This window comes from Roseiflexus sp. RS-1 (assembly GCF_000016665.1).
Lineage (GTDB): Bacteria > Chloroflexota > Chloroflexia > Chloroflexales > Roseiflexaceae > Roseiflexus.
Window position 1 is genome coordinate 5659941 of record NC_009523.1, and the last position, 14799, is coordinate 5674739.

The 14799-nt window shown below is 61.3% G+C and carries 12 protein-coding genes; 10 read left to right on the forward strand and 2 right to left on the reverse strand.

Translation table 11 applies throughout. The features are described 5' to 3' along the window. Positions 1-119: 119 nt before the first annotated feature. The 3 genes from ligA to ROSERS_RS23210 all read left to right on the forward strand — a co-directional run bounded on the left by ligA (position 120) and on the right by ROSERS_RS23210 (position 5039). Positions 120-2300 carry an NAD-dependent DNA ligase LigA gene (gene ligA, locus ROSERS_RS23200; protein ID WP_011959183.1) on the forward strand — a complete coding sequence of 727 codons (2181 nt, stop codon included), beginning with the start codon at positions 120-122 and terminating at the stop codon, positions 2298-2300. A 12-nt stretch (positions 2301-2312) separates the two neighbouring features. Further along, the gene (locus ROSERS_RS23205; protein WP_011959184.1) at positions 2313-3245 is read left to right on the forward strand and encodes an alpha/beta fold hydrolase; all 933 of its coding nucleotides are present in this window, start codon (positions 2313-2315) and stop codon (positions 3243-3245) included. Between the two features lie 831 nt (positions 3246-4076). Then, on the forward strand, positions 4077-5039 hold the full coding sequence (locus ROSERS_RS23210; RefSeq protein WP_011959185.1) for an IS110 family transposase: 963 nt from the start codon (positions 4077-4079) through the stop codon (positions 5037-5039). Positions 5040-5269: 230 nt separating this feature from the next. On the opposite strand, the gene ROSERS_RS23215 is transcribed toward ROSERS_RS23210, so the two are convergent. Further along, a complete protein-coding gene (locus ROSERS_RS23215) occupies positions 5270-6310 on the reverse strand; it encodes a glycosyltransferase family 2 protein (protein ID WP_011959186.1) in 1041 nt (346 codons plus the stop codon). Positions 6311-6412: 102 nt separating this feature from the next. Between ROSERS_RS23215 and ROSERS_RS23220 the strand changes: the two genes are divergently transcribed. The 4 genes from ROSERS_RS23220 (at position 6413) to ROSERS_RS23235 (ending at position 11243) form a co-directional block, all read left to right on the forward strand. Continuing rightward, complete coding sequence (locus ROSERS_RS23220) at positions 6413-7930, forward strand: LCP family protein (protein WP_011959187.1); 1518 nt, start codon at positions 6413-6415, stop codon at positions 7928-7930. A 159-nt stretch (positions 7931-8089) separates the two neighbouring features. Then, positions 8090-8620 (forward strand): acyl-CoA thioesterase, encoded by a 531-nt coding sequence (locus ROSERS_RS23225; protein ID WP_011959188.1) that lies wholly within the window; start codon positions 8090-8092, stop codon positions 8618-8620. Positions 8621-9088: 468 nt separating this feature from the next. Continuing rightward, a complete protein-coding gene (locus ROSERS_RS23230; RefSeq protein ID WP_011959189.1) occupies positions 9089-9952 on the forward strand; it encodes a dimethylarginine dimethylaminohydrolase family protein in 864 nt (287 codons plus the stop codon). Positions 9953-9956: 4 nt separating this feature from the next. Further along, positions 9957-11243 (forward strand): ArgE/DapE family deacylase, encoded by a 1287-nt coding sequence (locus ROSERS_RS23235; protein ID WP_011959190.1) that lies wholly within the window; start codon positions 9957-9959, stop codon positions 11241-11243. 138 nt (positions 11244-11381) lie between these two features. On the opposite strand, the gene ROSERS_RS23240 is transcribed toward ROSERS_RS23235, so the two are convergent. Next, positions 11382-12002, reverse strand: a complete 621-nt coding sequence (locus ROSERS_RS23240) for a biotin transporter BioY (RefSeq protein ID WP_011959191.1) — start codon at positions 12000-12002, stop codon at positions 11382-11384. A 168-nt stretch (positions 12003-12170) separates the two neighbouring features. Between ROSERS_RS23240 and ROSERS_RS23245 the strand changes: the two genes are divergently transcribed. The 3 genes from ROSERS_RS23245 to ROSERS_RS23250 all read left to right on the forward strand — a co-directional run bounded on the left by ROSERS_RS23245 (position 12171) and on the right by ROSERS_RS23250 (position 14704). Then, positions 12171-13181: an MraY family glycosyltransferase gene (locus ROSERS_RS23245; RefSeq protein WP_011959192.1), complete on the forward strand. Its 1011-nt coding sequence runs from the start codon at positions 12171-12173 to the stop codon at positions 13179-13181. 95 nt (positions 13182-13276) lie between these two features. Beyond that, complete coding sequence (locus ROSERS_RS26350) at positions 13277-13414, forward strand: hypothetical protein (RefSeq protein ID WP_157041206.1); 138 nt, start codon at positions 13277-13279, stop codon at positions 13412-13414. Positions 13415-13540: 126 nt separating this feature from the next. Next, the gene (locus tag ROSERS_RS23250) at positions 13541-14704 is read left to right on the forward strand and encodes a hypothetical protein (protein WP_011959193.1); all 1164 of its coding nucleotides are present in this window, start codon (positions 13541-13543) and stop codon (positions 14702-14704) included. The last annotated feature ends 95 nt before the right edge of the window (positions 14705-14799 follow it).

A 14799-nucleotide genomic window follows, 5' to 3' on the forward strand; every position in this document is an offset into this window, starting at 1 on the left:
AAATACCTTTTGCAGCGTTCTCAATCATACATATACCATCAAGGGCGAAACAGCAATGGAAATCCCCGTCTACCGAAGTACATGCTGGATTATGTTCTGGTTGACAGGATCGTTTACCCATGAACAACGACCACCTCACACGCCGCGTTGAAGCGCTGCGTGAACAGATCCGCTACCACAACTACCGCTATTACGTCCTCGACGAACCGGTCATCAGCGACGCCGAGTACGATGCGCTGATGCGCGAACTGCGCGCGCTCGAAGCGGCACACCCCGAACTTGTCACCCCCGACTCGCCGACGCAGCGGGTTGGCGCGCCGCCGGGTGAGCAGTTCGCTAAAGTGCAGCACGTCGTGCCGATGCTGTCGCTCGCCAATGCGTCCGACGAGGCTGAGGTGCGCGCCTGGTACGACCGGGTGGTGCGTTTGCTTGGCAACGATGCGCGGGTTGCATTCGTCGTCGAGCCGAAGATCGATGGGCTGGCGGTGACCCTGATCTATCGCAACGGCATCCTGGTGCGCGGCGCGACCCGCGGCGACGGTGAGACCGGCGAGGATGTGACCGCTAACCTGCGCACTATTCCCGGCATTCCATTGCGCCTGGGCGCATTTGCCAGCAACCCCGAAGGGCAAACGAATGGCGCACCGGTTCAGGCGGTCATTCCGCCGTTGATCGAAGTGCGCGGCGAAGTGTATATGCGCATCGCCGACTTTCTACGCCTGAATGAACAACTGGCGGCATCCGGCGAGAAAGTCGCCGCCAATCCGCGCAATGCGGCTGCCGGTTCGTTGCGCCAGAAAGACCCGGCGATCACTGCGCGGCGTCCGTTGCGCTTCTTTGCCTACGGCATCGGGCAGATCGAGGGAGTGCAGGTGCAGACGCAGTGGGAAACGCTCAACCTCCTCCGCACGCTCGGTTTTCCGGTCAACCGCGATGCGCGCCGCTTCGAGCGCCTGGATGATGCGCTGGCGTACTGCCGCGAGTGGATGACGCGCCGCGACGAACTGGAGTACGAGGTTGACGGCGTGGTGATCAAGATCGACAGTCTTGCGCAACAGGCGCAGTTGGGCGTCGTCGGGCGCGATCCGCGCTGGGCGATTGCGTTCAAGTTCCCGGCGCGGGAAGCGGTCTCACGCCTGATCGATATTGTGGTGAATGTCGGGCGCACCGGCGTGATTACCCCCAATGCGGTGATCGAGCCGGTCAACATCGGCGGTGTGACAGTGCGGAATGCCAGTCTGCACAATGCCGATTACATCGCCGAACGCGACATTCGGATCGGCGATTATGTCATCGTCAAGCGCGCTGGCGACGTGATCCCGTACATTGTCGGACCGATCGTGGCGCGGCGTGATGGCAGCGAACGTCCGTGGCAGATGCCAGCGACATGCCCGGCGTGCGGCACGCCGCTCGAACGCGCCGAGGGCGAGGTGGCGTATCGCTGCCCGAACTTTGGCATCTGCCCGGCGCAGATTACCCGCCGGATCGAACATTTCGTATCACGCGGCGCGATGGATATCGCGGGGATCGGCGAGAAACAGGTGCAACTCTTCGTCGAACGCGGCTGGGTGCAGGATGTCGCCGACCTGTACACGTTGACGCCGGATCATTTTGCAAACGTTGAAGGGTATGGTCCCAAACGGGTCGCCAATCTGCTCAGCGCCATCGCCGGGTCGAAGAATCGCCCGCTCCACCGCCTGATCGTCGGGCTTGGCATTCGCTATGTCGGCGAAGTCGTCGCCCAGATCCTCGCCGACCATTTTGGTTCGCTCGATGCGCTGGCAGCCGCTTCTGCCGATGAAATCGATGCCCTGGAGGGCATCGGACCGGCTATCGCCGCAAGTGTTGCGGCATACTTCGCCAGACCCGAAAGCAAAGCGCTGATCGCTAAGTTGAAGCGGGCCGGTGTGCGCACCGAAGCGCAGGAAACGGCGCGCGCGTCGCGCGGGAATGCGCTGGCGGGCAAAACGTTCGTGATCACCGGCACGTTGCCATCGATGTCACGCGAAGAAGCCAGCGCCCTGATTACTGCCCATGGCGGCAAGGTCAGCGGCAGCGTCTCCAAAAAAACCGATTATCTGGTCATCGGCGCAGAACCGGGCGGAACAAAGTTCGCAAAAGCGCAGGAACTTGGCATTCCCATGATCGACGAAGCCGGACTGCTGGCGCTGATCGGATCGGGCAGAACCGCAGACGACCAGGCGACGCCTGCATCGGACAGGCGCGCTGCGACAGCGAGCGTTCCGCCATCAGACGATGCGCCAGGGTCGCCCCGGCAGTTAGATTTTGATCTTACATAAGCGGAGATGTCAATGGCCGGTCATCTTCCTGATCCAGTCGAGCGCCTGTTCGATCCCCTTTCTTACGCGATGGTGCCGCTGGTTGACGGGCTGGCGCGCCACGCACTCGAGCGCCTGGGCGCCTTCGAACAGACGCGGCGCATCAACGGGGTTCCGATCCACTACTATCTGATACCATGTCGCCGGCTGGCGCCGTTGCCGGTGCTCTTCATTCACGGTATGGGCGATAGCGCCGTCACCTGGAGCCTGGTTGCACCGCTCGTCGCTCGCCGCCACGATGCCTTCCTGATCGACCTGCCCGGCTATGGTCTCTCGGGCCTGCCGCCGGGGAAATCGTTCGCCTCGATCGCCGATATGACCGCGATTGTCAGCGCTTTTGTGCGCGATGTCATCGCCCGACCGACACTGCTCGTCGGTAATTCGATGGGCGGGTGGATCGCAATACGGGTTGCGGAAACGCACCCCGATATGGTGCGTGGCGTTGTGTTGATGAATGCTGGCGGGGCGCTGCTGGACGGTCATCGCTCATGGGACCCGTTCATCGAACTGTTATCGCCAGCCGATGCGCATCAGGCGCGGCAGGTGGCGCGGATGGTCTTCGGCGCAATTCCGCCGCCGGTCAGAGAACTCAGCGCGCGCGGCATGATCAATCTCTTTGCGCGGCAGGTGGTGCGCGACTTTATCAGTGCCACCGATGAGCATGACTTCCTGAACGCTGACGAACTGCGCCAGGTGCCGACGCCAACCGCGCTGCTGTGGGGAGAGCGTGATCGCTTCCTGCCACCCGGTTCCTTCGAGTTCTTCTGCAACCATCTGTCCCAACCGTATACGCGCGTGCTTAAACATTGCGGTCACCTCCCGCAACGCGAACGTCCGCTGGCGACGGCGCGCTTCATCAAGCACTTTGCACAGCGTATCGCTCCTGCTGTACAACCGGAGAACTGAGCATCGGGAAGCAGAAACCCAGAGCGTGATCGAAAACCTGCACAGGTGGAGTCATAACGGCGTCCGTTCCATCGTTCCAGGGTAACCGCCCGACCGGTACCGCTCTTAAAGAGGACGTAATGAAACACGTTGCACGCTTCCGCTGGCGCCGGAGGCGTGCTGGCTGATGAGTGAAGTTGAACACTCCCGGAATCGCGCATCCCTCGCGGCGACCGAAATGAGATTGAGCGCTTAATCCGGTATGCGCCGCAAGCCGTCGGGCTAAAGCCCTCGGCTATCCGCAGCAAAGCCCGCCTGCGTGGGCTATGGCGTTCGCACCGCTTAGAGCGACAGGCGGCGTGACTGAACCACGCGCGTCCTGGGTGCGCGGGCGTCCCCGCCCGCATGCCGTCGGGCTGATGAAGATTGAGCATTTATAGCAGTTCTCACAGCGATTGAACCCAACGGACAAGGTTGAACACTCCCGGAGTCATGCCCACCACGCAGCGCCCGAAATTCATTTCGGTCTACGAGAGAAGTACGCCGAAATGTATTTCGGCACATTGCAGTTCTCCCAGAAGGGAGAACGCCCCGCAGGAAGCGAGCGTCGCGCGCTGCGGCACGTACAGACAAGCGTCAATGCGTCCGCGAATGCGTAATACCCCTTGCCCCTCCGCGTTACTAGTATAATCTAACGGGACACGGTATACCGTTCTGCGCCAGGTTCACGAGATCGCCGCGGAGTGTTGGGTAGCCGTGTCCTTCAACGCGACCAAGCCGAACAGTTATCTGGGCCCTCAAACCCGCATATGCTAGCAAGGCTGGCGCCGTTTTCCTCAGGAGGTTCTGTGTATGGCTTCCCGTGAGTCGCTCTTTATCGGCATTGATGTCTCCAAACAGACGCTGGATGTGGCGTTTGGCGCCGACCCGCACGCGCCACGCGAGACGATACCGTCTACCGACGAAGGTGTCCAGCTCCTGGTCACGCGACTCCAGCGCCTGCAGCCGACCCTGATTGTGCTGGAGGCGACCGGCGGGCTGGAGCGCATGGTGTTCGCCCAACTGCTCCAGGCTGGCGTGCCGACGGCGCGGGTGCAGCCACGCCGCGTGCGCGCCCTGGCGCACGCGGAAGGACGCCAGGCGAAGACCGACCGCCTGGATGCCCGGTTGCTCGCCCGCTTTGCCGAACGGGTGCGCCCGCCGCACCACCAAGCGACGGACGAGCAGCGCGCATCCTTGCGCGACCTGCTGGTCCGGCGGGAGCAGTTGATTCAGATGCGGACGGCTGAGATCAATCGGTTGACGGCTGCCGCGCCGAACCTCCGCCCGGGCATCCAGCAGCATATTGATTGGCTGGATCAGGAGATCCGTGCGCTTGAGCAGGAACGCGACAACGAGGCGGAGCGCACCGACGAGGTGCGCCGGAAACGGGAGCTGCGCGACAGCGTGCCCGGCATCGGCGCGATCACCGCACTGAACCTGCTGCTCCGCCTGCCCGAACTGGGGACCATCAATCGCACGGAAGCGGCGGCCGTTGTGGGCGTTGCGCCGTATGCCAATCAGAGCGGCGCACAGCACAAACCCCGGCATATCTCCGGCGGCAGGAGGGATGGGCGCAGCGTGTTGTACATGGCGACCCTGGCGGCCACGCGGCGCCGTCTGGTCAGGCGCGCCTTCGATCAGCGCCTGTGTCAAGCTGGCAAGCCGCGCAAGGTCGCCATCGTCGCTGCGATGCGCAAGCTGCTGACTATTCTCGGCGCAATATTGCGTCAGCAAAAGCCCTGGGATCCGGCTGTGCATACGAGCGCCCCTTGACAAGCAACACAGTTACTCGGCGTCTCGGCGGTGCGTTTTTGCAGCGAAGTCACTATTGCAAAACCCACACAGACGGGAAAAGCAGGACGCTCAGTTCCCAGTTCTCAGTTCCTGGTTCCCGGTTCCCGGTTCTCAGTTCCTGGTTCCCGGTTCTCAGTTCCTGGTTCCTGGTTCTCAGTTCCTGGTTCTCAGTTCCTGGTTCTTGGTTCTCAGTTCCTGGTTCCTGGTTCTCAGTTCTCAGTTCTCAGTTCTCGCTCCTCCGCCAGTTTTTGCTCGATCTGATCGAGACGCGTCCGCACCTCACGCCGCCACGCCAGGTCATCGATTTCCTGGGAGCGAACACGGTAGAGCACCTCCTCGATGAGCCGCCGCGTCCCGCCGATCCGGTCTGCCAGCAGTCCGATCAGGAAAATGATGAAGCCAAGAATGAGCGCCGTGCTGCCAACCGCCAGCGATTGGGCATTATCCTGCGGGAAGTTGTTGACGAGCTGGCGCATGACATACACGTACAGCGCGCGCCCTAAAAAAATGACGCCTGTGATCAGGAAAGGAAGCGCAATGTACGTGAACGTTCTGAGCGGCTCATATGCCGTATAGGTGCGCACAATCGTCGAAGCCTGGCGCTTGATGAAGTTCCAGTTGCCGGTGTGCAGCCGCGACGCACGACGCACCGGATTGGTTGCAATCGGCACCGTCTGGATCGTCAGACGACGCTTGCCCGCCTGGATCAGGTTCTCTACCGTGTACGAGAAATCGCTGGTCACAAATGTACGCAGCGCCGCTTCGCGTGACAGTGCGCGGAAGCCGCTGACCGTATCGGGAACATTGGTGCCAGACGCCCAGCGCACCACGCCGCTCCCGATAACCTGAAGGGTCTTTTTCAGCGGTGGAAAGTGCGCATTATTCTCGATCTGGCGATCCCCAATCACCATATCCGCCTGACCGGCGAGGATCGGGGCGACCAGGCGCGGAATCTCATACCCCGGATACTGATTGTCGCCATCGGTGTTGACAATAATATCGGCGCCGAGCCGGAGCGCCGTATCGATGCCGGTCTGATACGCGGTCGCCAGCCCTTTGCGACTGGTGTGCCGCACCACGTGATCGGCGCCGTGCGCCAGTGCGACAGCGATGGTATCATCGGTGCAACCATCGTCGATGATCAGCACCTCGACGCTATCAACACCGGGAATATCGCGCGGGATGTCGGCGAGGACGCGCGCGATCGACTCGGCTTCGTTAAGCACGGGGATCTGGACAATCAGTTTCATTTGTGTTACGAATGTGTTATCTTGCTGTGCAGTGCGATTCTAGCCGAGTATGCCATAATTGTAAAGTGAAGCCGGGTGATTGAAGAATGATGTCGGGGTGGTATGGATCGCCAGACCCTGGAGTGTCGTGAAGCGCGCCAGTTGATCGATTGGGGCGTCTCTCCCGGTTCAACGCGACCCGAACGTCGCGCGCTTGGATTTCACCTGGCGCGCTGCGCGGCGTGTCGCGCATACCGCGCGCAGCAGAATGACACATTGCTTGCCACGTTGCTGGACACGCCACCCTGCCACACGTTGCCGCCATCGGCAGATCACAGGCGATCGCCGCATCCGATCCGCCTGATCCGCGCGATCAGCCTGACCCTGACGGGCATTGCCGCTGTGCTGACCCTCATCTTCGTGGGTCGGATGGCGGTGGCATTCGCTGCCATTCTTGGTCATATGGACGCAATGACGGGAAATGCCGGGCAGACCCTGGCAGGATCGTCACCGGGAACACTGCCGACCGAACTGGCGACACTCATTCCGCCGACACTGCCTCCCCCCGCCTGGGCTTCCGAAGAAACTTCGACGACCTCCACTCCTCCGGCGACTGCGACAGTTGCAGAAACCACAGCGCCGACGACGCCAACCGCCGCGTCAGACGAGATGCCGCCTGCGTCGGTTACTCCAGAGGAACCATCGCCAACCATCGTTGCAGCATCGCCGGTTTTGCCAACGATCACACCCATTCCGCTCCGACCTGACTATCGACCAGGCGCGCCGACGCCAGCGCTTGCTCCGCTTCCCATACTGCCCGACGGGTATCAACGCGCCCCGCCAGCAGGTCAGGCAATCACCGTCCTTCTGCTGGGAATCGACCGACGACCGGGTGAGACGTTCCCTTCACGCGCCGATGCAATTCTCATTGCGCGGATCGAACCGGAGCGTCGACGCATTGCGCTCCTCTCGCTACCACGCGACCTGGTTGTGCCGATTCCCGGATGGGGATGGTCGCGGATCAACGCAGCAATGGTCTATGGTGACCTGGATCCCGCGCTCGGAGGCGGGATCGCGCTCACCCGCCGCACAGTCAGCGAGTTTCTTTCTGTTCCCATCGATTACACGGTCATCGTCGATTTTACCGGCTTCATCGGCGCAATCGACGCCATTGGCGGCGTTACCATCGATGTACCGGTCGAACTCTACGATCCGCTCTATCCAACCATGGATTACGGATACACTGTCGCGCATTTTCGTCCCGGCATCCAGCACATGGATGGGGGGCGCGCCTTGATGTACGCGCGCATCCGGCACATGGACAGCGACTGGGAACGGATGAAGCGCCAGCAGACGGTGATTATCGCCGCGCTCAACCAGGTGCGTGAACGTAACACTCTCGGACAGATTGAGAGCATCGCCGCGCTGACCGGAGCGTTGCGCGGTTTTGTCATTACCGATATTCCTGAAACGCAACTCCTCGGTCTGGCATGGGCATTCCGTGACTTCGCGCCGGATCAGGTTGAGCGTTATGCGCTCGACGCCAGTTCTGTCAGCATCGGCGCACCAGGCGACCCATATGCGCAGTACGCTCTGCCGGGCGCCATCGAGCGCCTGCGCGATCGATTGCTGGGACGTTAGGTTCCATTCCGCTCTTTTGTTTTGAGAAGATCATCTGCCTGCCTGGATACCGGTCACACAGAACGGCGCCCTGACTGTTCCTCGTATCTCGCATTGCTATGATACACAGCAGAGCCAGGTATGAGCGCCCTTCCATACGAAACCGGGGAGGTCATCGGTATGGACGAAGATCACAGCTACCGTCGCATCGAAATGACTGTTCTGATGACGCCGGATATGGCGAATTTCGCCGGACGGGTGCACGGCGGCTCGATTCTGAAACTGCTCGACCAGGTGGCATACGCCTGCGCCGCGCGCTACTCCGGCTCATATGTGGTTACAGTTTCGGTTGACCAGGTGGTCTTCCACGAGCCGCTCTATGTCGGCGAGCTGGCGACATTTCTGGCGTCGATCAATTACACCGGCACCAGTTCGATGGAGGTTGGCATCCGGGTCATGGCGGAAAACATCCAGGCGCGCAGTGAGCGTCATGTGATGACCTGCTACTTCACAATGGTAGCGGTTGACGAACACGGCAGACCACACCGCGTTCCCAAATTCACACCCACGACGCCTGTCGAGCAGCGGCGCTGGAAAGCAGCGCAACTGCGGCGCGAGTTCCGCCGCGAGATCGAGCGACGCAGCCTCGATATTCGTCTGCACCCCGACGAACTGGCATCAGAACAGCACAGCCAGGAGACGCACCAATAGTATCAAATCTTGATCGATAGGTGCATTCTCGCCAGATCGCCATTCGTCGTTCTGGAATGTTCCTGGCACGCTGGAACGGTTCGAGGACGCACACGTGCCAGGGTGCGCGGGCGTCTCGCCCGCACCCAGCGATGCGACTGAATTCTCCGTCAGTCTCTCCATGTCGCCCCTTAAGGTGCGCCAGCGTCTCGCCCGCATGCGGCGATGCGCCCCATCACGGTAGCGCAGGCATCACGCCATCGACCGCCCCGCGCGGGCAGAACACCTGCGCTCCATAGCAACCGGCGTGGAAGGTGAATAAACACCAGTAGACGGTGCATATCCCAGGTTTGTGTCAGTTGTTTTTGGTGGTTACATTCCAGCCAGCCTGTGCAGCCCAAAAACCGCCCTCGGAGAATCCAACAATCTTCCGCTTGACAGCGTGTGGTATGCTGGCACACGACAGATTGGAAAGGGGATATTCCAGAGATGCGACTCTACGGCGCTCAAAGCATGATCGCGCCGCTCCGCCGTGTACTGGTGCGGCGCCCGGATGAGTCATTCGGTGAAGCGGATCCGCAACGCTGGCACTACACAGCGCGCCCCGATCTGAAACGCGCCCAGGACGAGCACGACGCCCTGGTCGCCATCCTGCACAGCGCCGGAGTCGAGGTGCTGTACCACGATATTCCGCTGCCCGGGCGAGCGGACTCCATCTTCGTGTTCGATCCGGCAATTGTCACCCATGCTGGCGCAATTATTCTGCGCATGGGTAAAGACCTGCGGCGCGGCGAAGAGGAGGCGATGGCGCAGCGCTTCGTTCAACTCGATATTCCGATCCTGGCAAGGCTCGATGGCGCAGCGCTCGCCGAGGGTGGCGATTTGCTCTGGCTCGACGAAGAAACCCTTGCCGTCGGGATAGGCTTCCGCACCAACGCCGAGGGATTTCGCCAGTTGACCGCTGCCCTGACGCCGCCTGGCATCCGCACCTTGCCGGTGGAACTTCCATACCACCACGGACCGGAGGCCTGCCTGCACCTCCTTTCACTCATCAGTATCGTCGATGAACGTCTGGCAGTCGTCTACCCGCCGCTGATCTCCGTGCCGTTCTACCAGGAATTGCACCGCCGCGGGTTTCGCCTGGTCGAAGTTCCCGACTCCGAGTTTCCAACAATGGGACCGAACGTGCTGGCGCTGGCGCCGGGTCAGTGTCTGATGCTCGAAAACAACCCTCTGACGAAGCAGCGCCTGGAAGCAGCAGGGTGTGAGGTGTTGACCTACTGCGGCAACGAAATCTCACTCAAGGCAGAGGGGGGCGCGACATGTCTGACCCGTCCGATTTTGCGAGGGTAACCATATGACCGGCATGCATCTACTCGAACGCGCCGTTATCGATGCCATCGATACCGACGGCTTACTGGCGTTTCTCGGCGATCTGGTCGCTCTTCCAAGCCTCGACGGATCACCCGACGAACAGGCGGCGCAGGAGTATGTTGCGGCATTCCTGGAACGCCAGGGGTTCGAGATGGATGTCTGGGAGATCGACTTCGACACGTTGCGTCGTCATCCGTCATTTTCGGCAGAGGTGGAACGTCAGCGCGGATCGGGCGTCGTTGGAATGCTGGGAATGGGAGAAGGACCGACGTTGATCTTCAACGGACACGTCGATGTTGTACCGGCTGGTGATCAGGCGCTCTGGCGTTTTCCACCCTGGCGGACGACAATCGCTGACGGCTTTGTGTACGGACGTGGCGCGCTCGATATGAAGGGGGGGCTGGCCTGCGCAGTGTTTGCCGCGAAAGCCATCCGTGACGCCGGTGTTCGCCTGAAGGGGCGTCTGCTGATCCAGAGCGTCATTGGCGAGGAAGATGGCGGGTGCGGCACGCTTGCCACAGTGCTGCGCGGTCACACCGGTGATGGCGCGATTGTGGTCGAACCGACCGGACTGTGCATTGCGCCGGCACAGGCGGGCGCGCTCAACTTTCGCCTGACCGTACCCGGCGCTGCGGCGCACGGCTGTGTGCGTGAAGAAGGAGTCAGCGCGATTGAACTGTTCATCCCTCTTTACCGGGCATTGATGGATCTTGAAGCCAGGCGCAACGCCGAAGCGCGGCGCAGAGACGATGCGGTCAGCCGTCTCTACGCCCGCTACACCACGCCCTACGCTCTGAGCATCGGCGTGGTGCGCGCTGGCGAATGGGCATCGACCGTCGCCGAAACCCTGGTTGCTGAAGGACGGTACGGCGTTGCGGTGGGTGAAAACCTGGCAGAAGCGCGGCGGATGCTGGAGGAAACTGTTGCGCACGCTGCCCAGGCAGACCCCTGGCTTCGTGAGCATCTACCGCATCTGGAGTGGTGGGGAGGTCAGTTCGCCCCGGCAAGCACGCCGCTCGACCATCCCCTGGTTGAAACGACCGCCGCAGCATTCGCAGCGATCACCGGCGTACCGGCAACCCTGGAAGGCATGACCTACGGCGCCGACATGCGGTTACTGGTTCACGACGGGCGCACCCCGACCATTCTGTTCGGACCGGGGGATGTGCGCGATGCGCATCGCCCCAATGAGCGCGTCGCAATCGCCGACCTGGAGACCGCGACGCGCACACTGGCGTTGACGGCGCTACGCTTCTGCGGGGTTGGATAGCAGCGCCTTTCGCCATCTCATCGTCAGCGCGCTATCTCCCGTTTCAGGCATCAGAACGACCAAACTCCCCCTTCTCCCCTTGTGGGAGAAGGGGGTTGGGGGATGAAGGCAAAGGCGCACGGGCATGCAGATTACTCTTTACTCCTGCGAACCACCTTTCTCACTCCTGTCGGTGCGTCCCACAAGCCGCCAGGCGCCCGGCAGAAGCAGTGCAGCGATCGCCATCTTCACCAGATCGCCGGGGATGAACGGGAACGCACCTTTTGCGAGCGCATCAGCCATACTCGTCTGCAGCACGATTGCCAGCCACGTCGAACCCAACCCCAGGATGAGGATCGAGCAGAGCGCCATTGAACCAGCCATCCACAGCGGATGACGGTCAACGCCAAAACGCTGCACCATCCAGCCCATCAGCGCCGCAGCCAGTGGAAATGCCACCAGATACCCTCCCGTTGGTCCAAGCAGGCGCGCCAGGCCCGCAGCGCCGCCCGCGAACACTGGCAGTCCCGCAACACCCGACACCACATAGGCTGCCAGGGTGAGAAAACCCAGGCGAAAGCCATACGTTGCTCCGATCAGGATGACCCCCAGCGTTTGACCGGTAATTGGCACGGGCGTAAACGGCAGCACAATCCGTATCTGCGCCAGCAGCGCAACAAACACAACTCCCCCGACGACGAGCAGTAGATCGCGCAACCAGGAGACGCCTGGGAAGACGACCTGCGCAAGCGATGGATGCCGAATGGATGGCGTGACCATGCATTTCTCCTTTCCAGCAACAGTCTGGCTCAGCACAGACTGAGCCTACATCCTGACTTCCAACAAAGCGTGGTATGGTTTATAGTATCGTATACGAGTTACAAACTCTTATCTTTCGCAAGCGATGATGTAGCCTCCTGCCCGACAACTCCGAACACAGGTGATACAATGGCACAAATCCTCCTGATCTTCATCACGGCGCTGCTGTTTTCCGCCCTGGCGACGCCTGTAGCGCGGCGAGTGGCGCTCCGCACCGGCGTGGTCGATGCGCCTGCCGCGCGTAAACTGCAACTCGTGCCGGTGCCATTGCTCGGTGGTGCGGCAATCTATAGTGCGTTCGTGGTTGCACTCATCCTGTTCGGCGATCGGGCGTATGTGCGCGAACTGATCGGCATTCTGCTCGGCGCAACACTGGTATCACTCTTCGGGCTGGCAGACGACCGCTGGGGACTGAACGCTTACCTGAAACTGGGCGGGCAGGCGCTGGCAGGCGCCATTCTGATCCTCGGCGGCACCCAGGTGCGCCTCTTTCCACAAGAATGGATGAACTGGGCAATGACTCTCATCTGGGTAGTTGGTATCACGAATGCGCTCAATCTCCTCGACAATATGGATGGTCTCTCAGCCGGAGTGACGACCGTTGCAGCGGCGTATTTCCTGCTGCTGGCTGCTATGAGCGGGCAGTACCTGGTAGGCGCGATGGCTGCCGCCCTGATCGGCGCGTGCGTCGGCTTCCTGCGCTACAATCTCAATCCGGCCACCATTTTCATGGGCGACGCAGGATCGCTCTTTCTGGGTTTTCTGCTGGCTGCGCTGGCAATCAAACTACGCTTCCCGTCGAATGTCCCGTGGATCACCTGGCTGGTGCCGGTCTGTGTGCTGGCAGTGCCGATTTTTGACACCTCGCTCGTCTTTGTCTCCCGTCTGCGGCGGGGGAAGAACCCATTGACCACCCCTGGCAAGGATCATGTTTCGCACCGCCTGACCGCACTTGGTCTGACACGACGCGAAGCGGTGTTGATCTGCTACCTGCTGGGATGCGCAGCAGGTATGGTGGCGGTCTATATCTCGCAGGCGCGCGCGCTGGATGCGTATGTCGCCGCAGCGATGCTTGGTATGGCGATGGTTGCAGGAATCATCTGGTTCGAACAACGCACAGAATGGCGTGATCCTCGCTAAGAGCCTATTCGAATAACCCGGCGGCACGCACGGCAATCACGCCGCAGGCGAAAAGGTTACAGTTTTGCGGATAGGCTCTTGGCACACCGGGTCACATGACTGTTTCGAGTGTCGGAACGACGAACCTGGTGCGACAGGGTGGTTCCGCTCGCCGCCTGGCGACTGAAGTCGCGGCTGGCAGGCGGGAAGCCCGCCTGCGCGGGCGTGAGGGGGCGCATCCCGCTCGCCTGTAGACCAGTCCGTCGGACTTCCACGTCTTAGAGCCTATCCGAATAACCCGGCGGCACGCACGGCAATCACGCCGCAGGCGAAAAGGTTACAGTTTTTCGGATAGGATCTAAGCACGAGGATATACAGATATGCAGCACCAACAGACAACGTTCGATCCTGCAACAACTGACAGACAGCGGATTCTGCCCGCGATTGCGTCCGCAACGCTGACGATCTACCAGTTCTTCGACATTGGCGATGCCATCGATCTGGATCATGCGCAACGCTGCCTGAACAACCCGTCGGAACGGCGCGTCCGGTTGCGCGCGCGTCAGTCCGAGAGTATCCGCATTGCGCAGCCGCCCTTGCGGATCGACCTCGGTTCACTGACGGTTTTGCTGGCTGATACCGCTTTTGAGGGTGTGCTACGCGCCGTCGTCTACGACCTGGGAGCGGTCGAAATGGCGGTTGAGATGCGCCCCGCCGTACCGCTCTCATGGGAAGACGCCGCCACGCTGTTCGCTGCAGTGCAGGAATTGCCGCCAGCGCTTAGCGGACGCATCGCAACTGCGCTCAATGATCTGGAGATGCTCATTCGCCCGGCAATCTCCCGCCCGCAACGTTCGCCAGTGGTTGAAGACTACTGTGTGCTCATTGTGGATCGACTCGACCCGCCATGCACCGTTGCCGACCTGGCCGATCATCCGGTGGTGCGCGCCACACTGCTCGGCGAGCGCCGTCCGCTCAGTGCCGATGCGTCGCGCCTGGTGACAGCGATCAGTTACTACCTTGACGATCTGGCGCTTCTGAGCTGGAATGGCGCGCTGTTGATCGAACCCGACGCCGCTGCGGCTGCAACTGCCGCAGAAATCATCGCATTTGCGAATGTCGAACTCTTACTGATCCGTTCCTACGATGCGGCGCTCGACGCGCGCCTGCCGGAAGTTCATCGCCGGATCGCGCAGGCGCAACGCCACTTTACGATGCCGCTCGTGCGTCGCTACAGTCAGTTGCTCAGCGATGTGCAACGTCTGGTCGCCGAGGTTACCGAAGTCACCGAACAGATCGACAACGCGCTCAAAGTCACCGATGATGTCTACTGGAACCGTCTCTACAGCGCAGCGCTCGGCGTGTTGCGTGTGCGTGTCTGGCGCGACGGGGTCGATCATAAACTGGCGCTCCTGCGCGAGACGTATGCCATGCTCCACGCCGACGCCGACTCGGAGCGCGCAGCGGCGCTGGAATGGGCTATCGTGCTGCTGATCGTCTTCGAGATCGTGATGGCGCTGCTGGAGCGCAGCGGCGTGATATAGCGCCAGAGACGCATGCTCGCGTCGACGACGATGCACCTGATGTCCGAAGAGTGGACGAAGGCGCTGCCTTCGTCCAACCATGGCGCGAAACTTCA

What these genes read in the sequence shown, in the direction of transcription:
- ligA (WP_011959183.1), top strand. Translation starts at nt 120, where the DNA reads ATGAACAACGACCACCTCACACGCCGCGTTGAAGCGCTGCGTGAACAG.
- ROSERS_RS23205 (WP_011959184.1), top strand. Translation starts at nt 2,313, where the DNA reads ATGGCCGGTCATCTTCCTGATCCAGTCGAGCGCCTGTTCGATCCCCTT.
- ROSERS_RS23210 (WP_011959185.1), top strand. Translation starts at nt 4,077, where the DNA reads ATGGCTTCCCGTGAGTCGCTCTTTATCGGCATTGATGTCTCCAAACAG.
- ROSERS_RS23215 (WP_011959186.1), bottom strand. Translation starts at nt 6,310, where the DNA reads ATGAAACTGATTGTCCAGATCCCCGTGCTTAACGAAGCCGAGTCGATC.
- ROSERS_RS23220 (WP_011959187.1), top strand. Translation starts at nt 6,413, where the DNA reads ATGGATCGCCAGACCCTGGAGTGTCGTGAAGCGCGCCAGTTGATCGAT.
- ROSERS_RS23225 (WP_011959188.1), top strand. Translation starts at nt 8,090, where the DNA reads ATGGACGAAGATCACAGCTACCGTCGCATCGAAATGACTGTTCTGATG.
- ROSERS_RS23230 (WP_011959189.1), top strand. Translation starts at nt 9,089, where the DNA reads ATGCGACTCTACGGCGCTCAAAGCATGATCGCGCCGCTCCGCCGTGTA.
- ROSERS_RS23235 (WP_011959190.1), top strand. Translation starts at nt 9,957, where the DNA reads ATGACCGGCATGCATCTACTCGAACGCGCCGTTATCGATGCCATCGAT.
- ROSERS_RS23240 (WP_011959191.1), bottom strand. Translation starts at nt 12,002, where the DNA reads ATGGTCACGCCATCCATTCGGCATCCATCGCTTGCGCAGGTCGTCTTC.
- ROSERS_RS23245 (WP_011959192.1), top strand. Translation starts at nt 12,171, where the DNA reads ATGGCACAAATCCTCCTGATCTTCATCACGGCGCTGCTGTTTTCCGCC.
- ROSERS_RS26350 (WP_157041206.1), top strand. Translation starts at nt 13,277, where the DNA reads ATGACTGTTTCGAGTGTCGGAACGACGAACCTGGTGCGACAGGGTGGT.
- ROSERS_RS23250 (WP_011959193.1), top strand. Translation starts at nt 13,541, where the DNA reads ATGCAGCACCAACAGACAACGTTCGATCCTGCAACAACTGACAGACAG.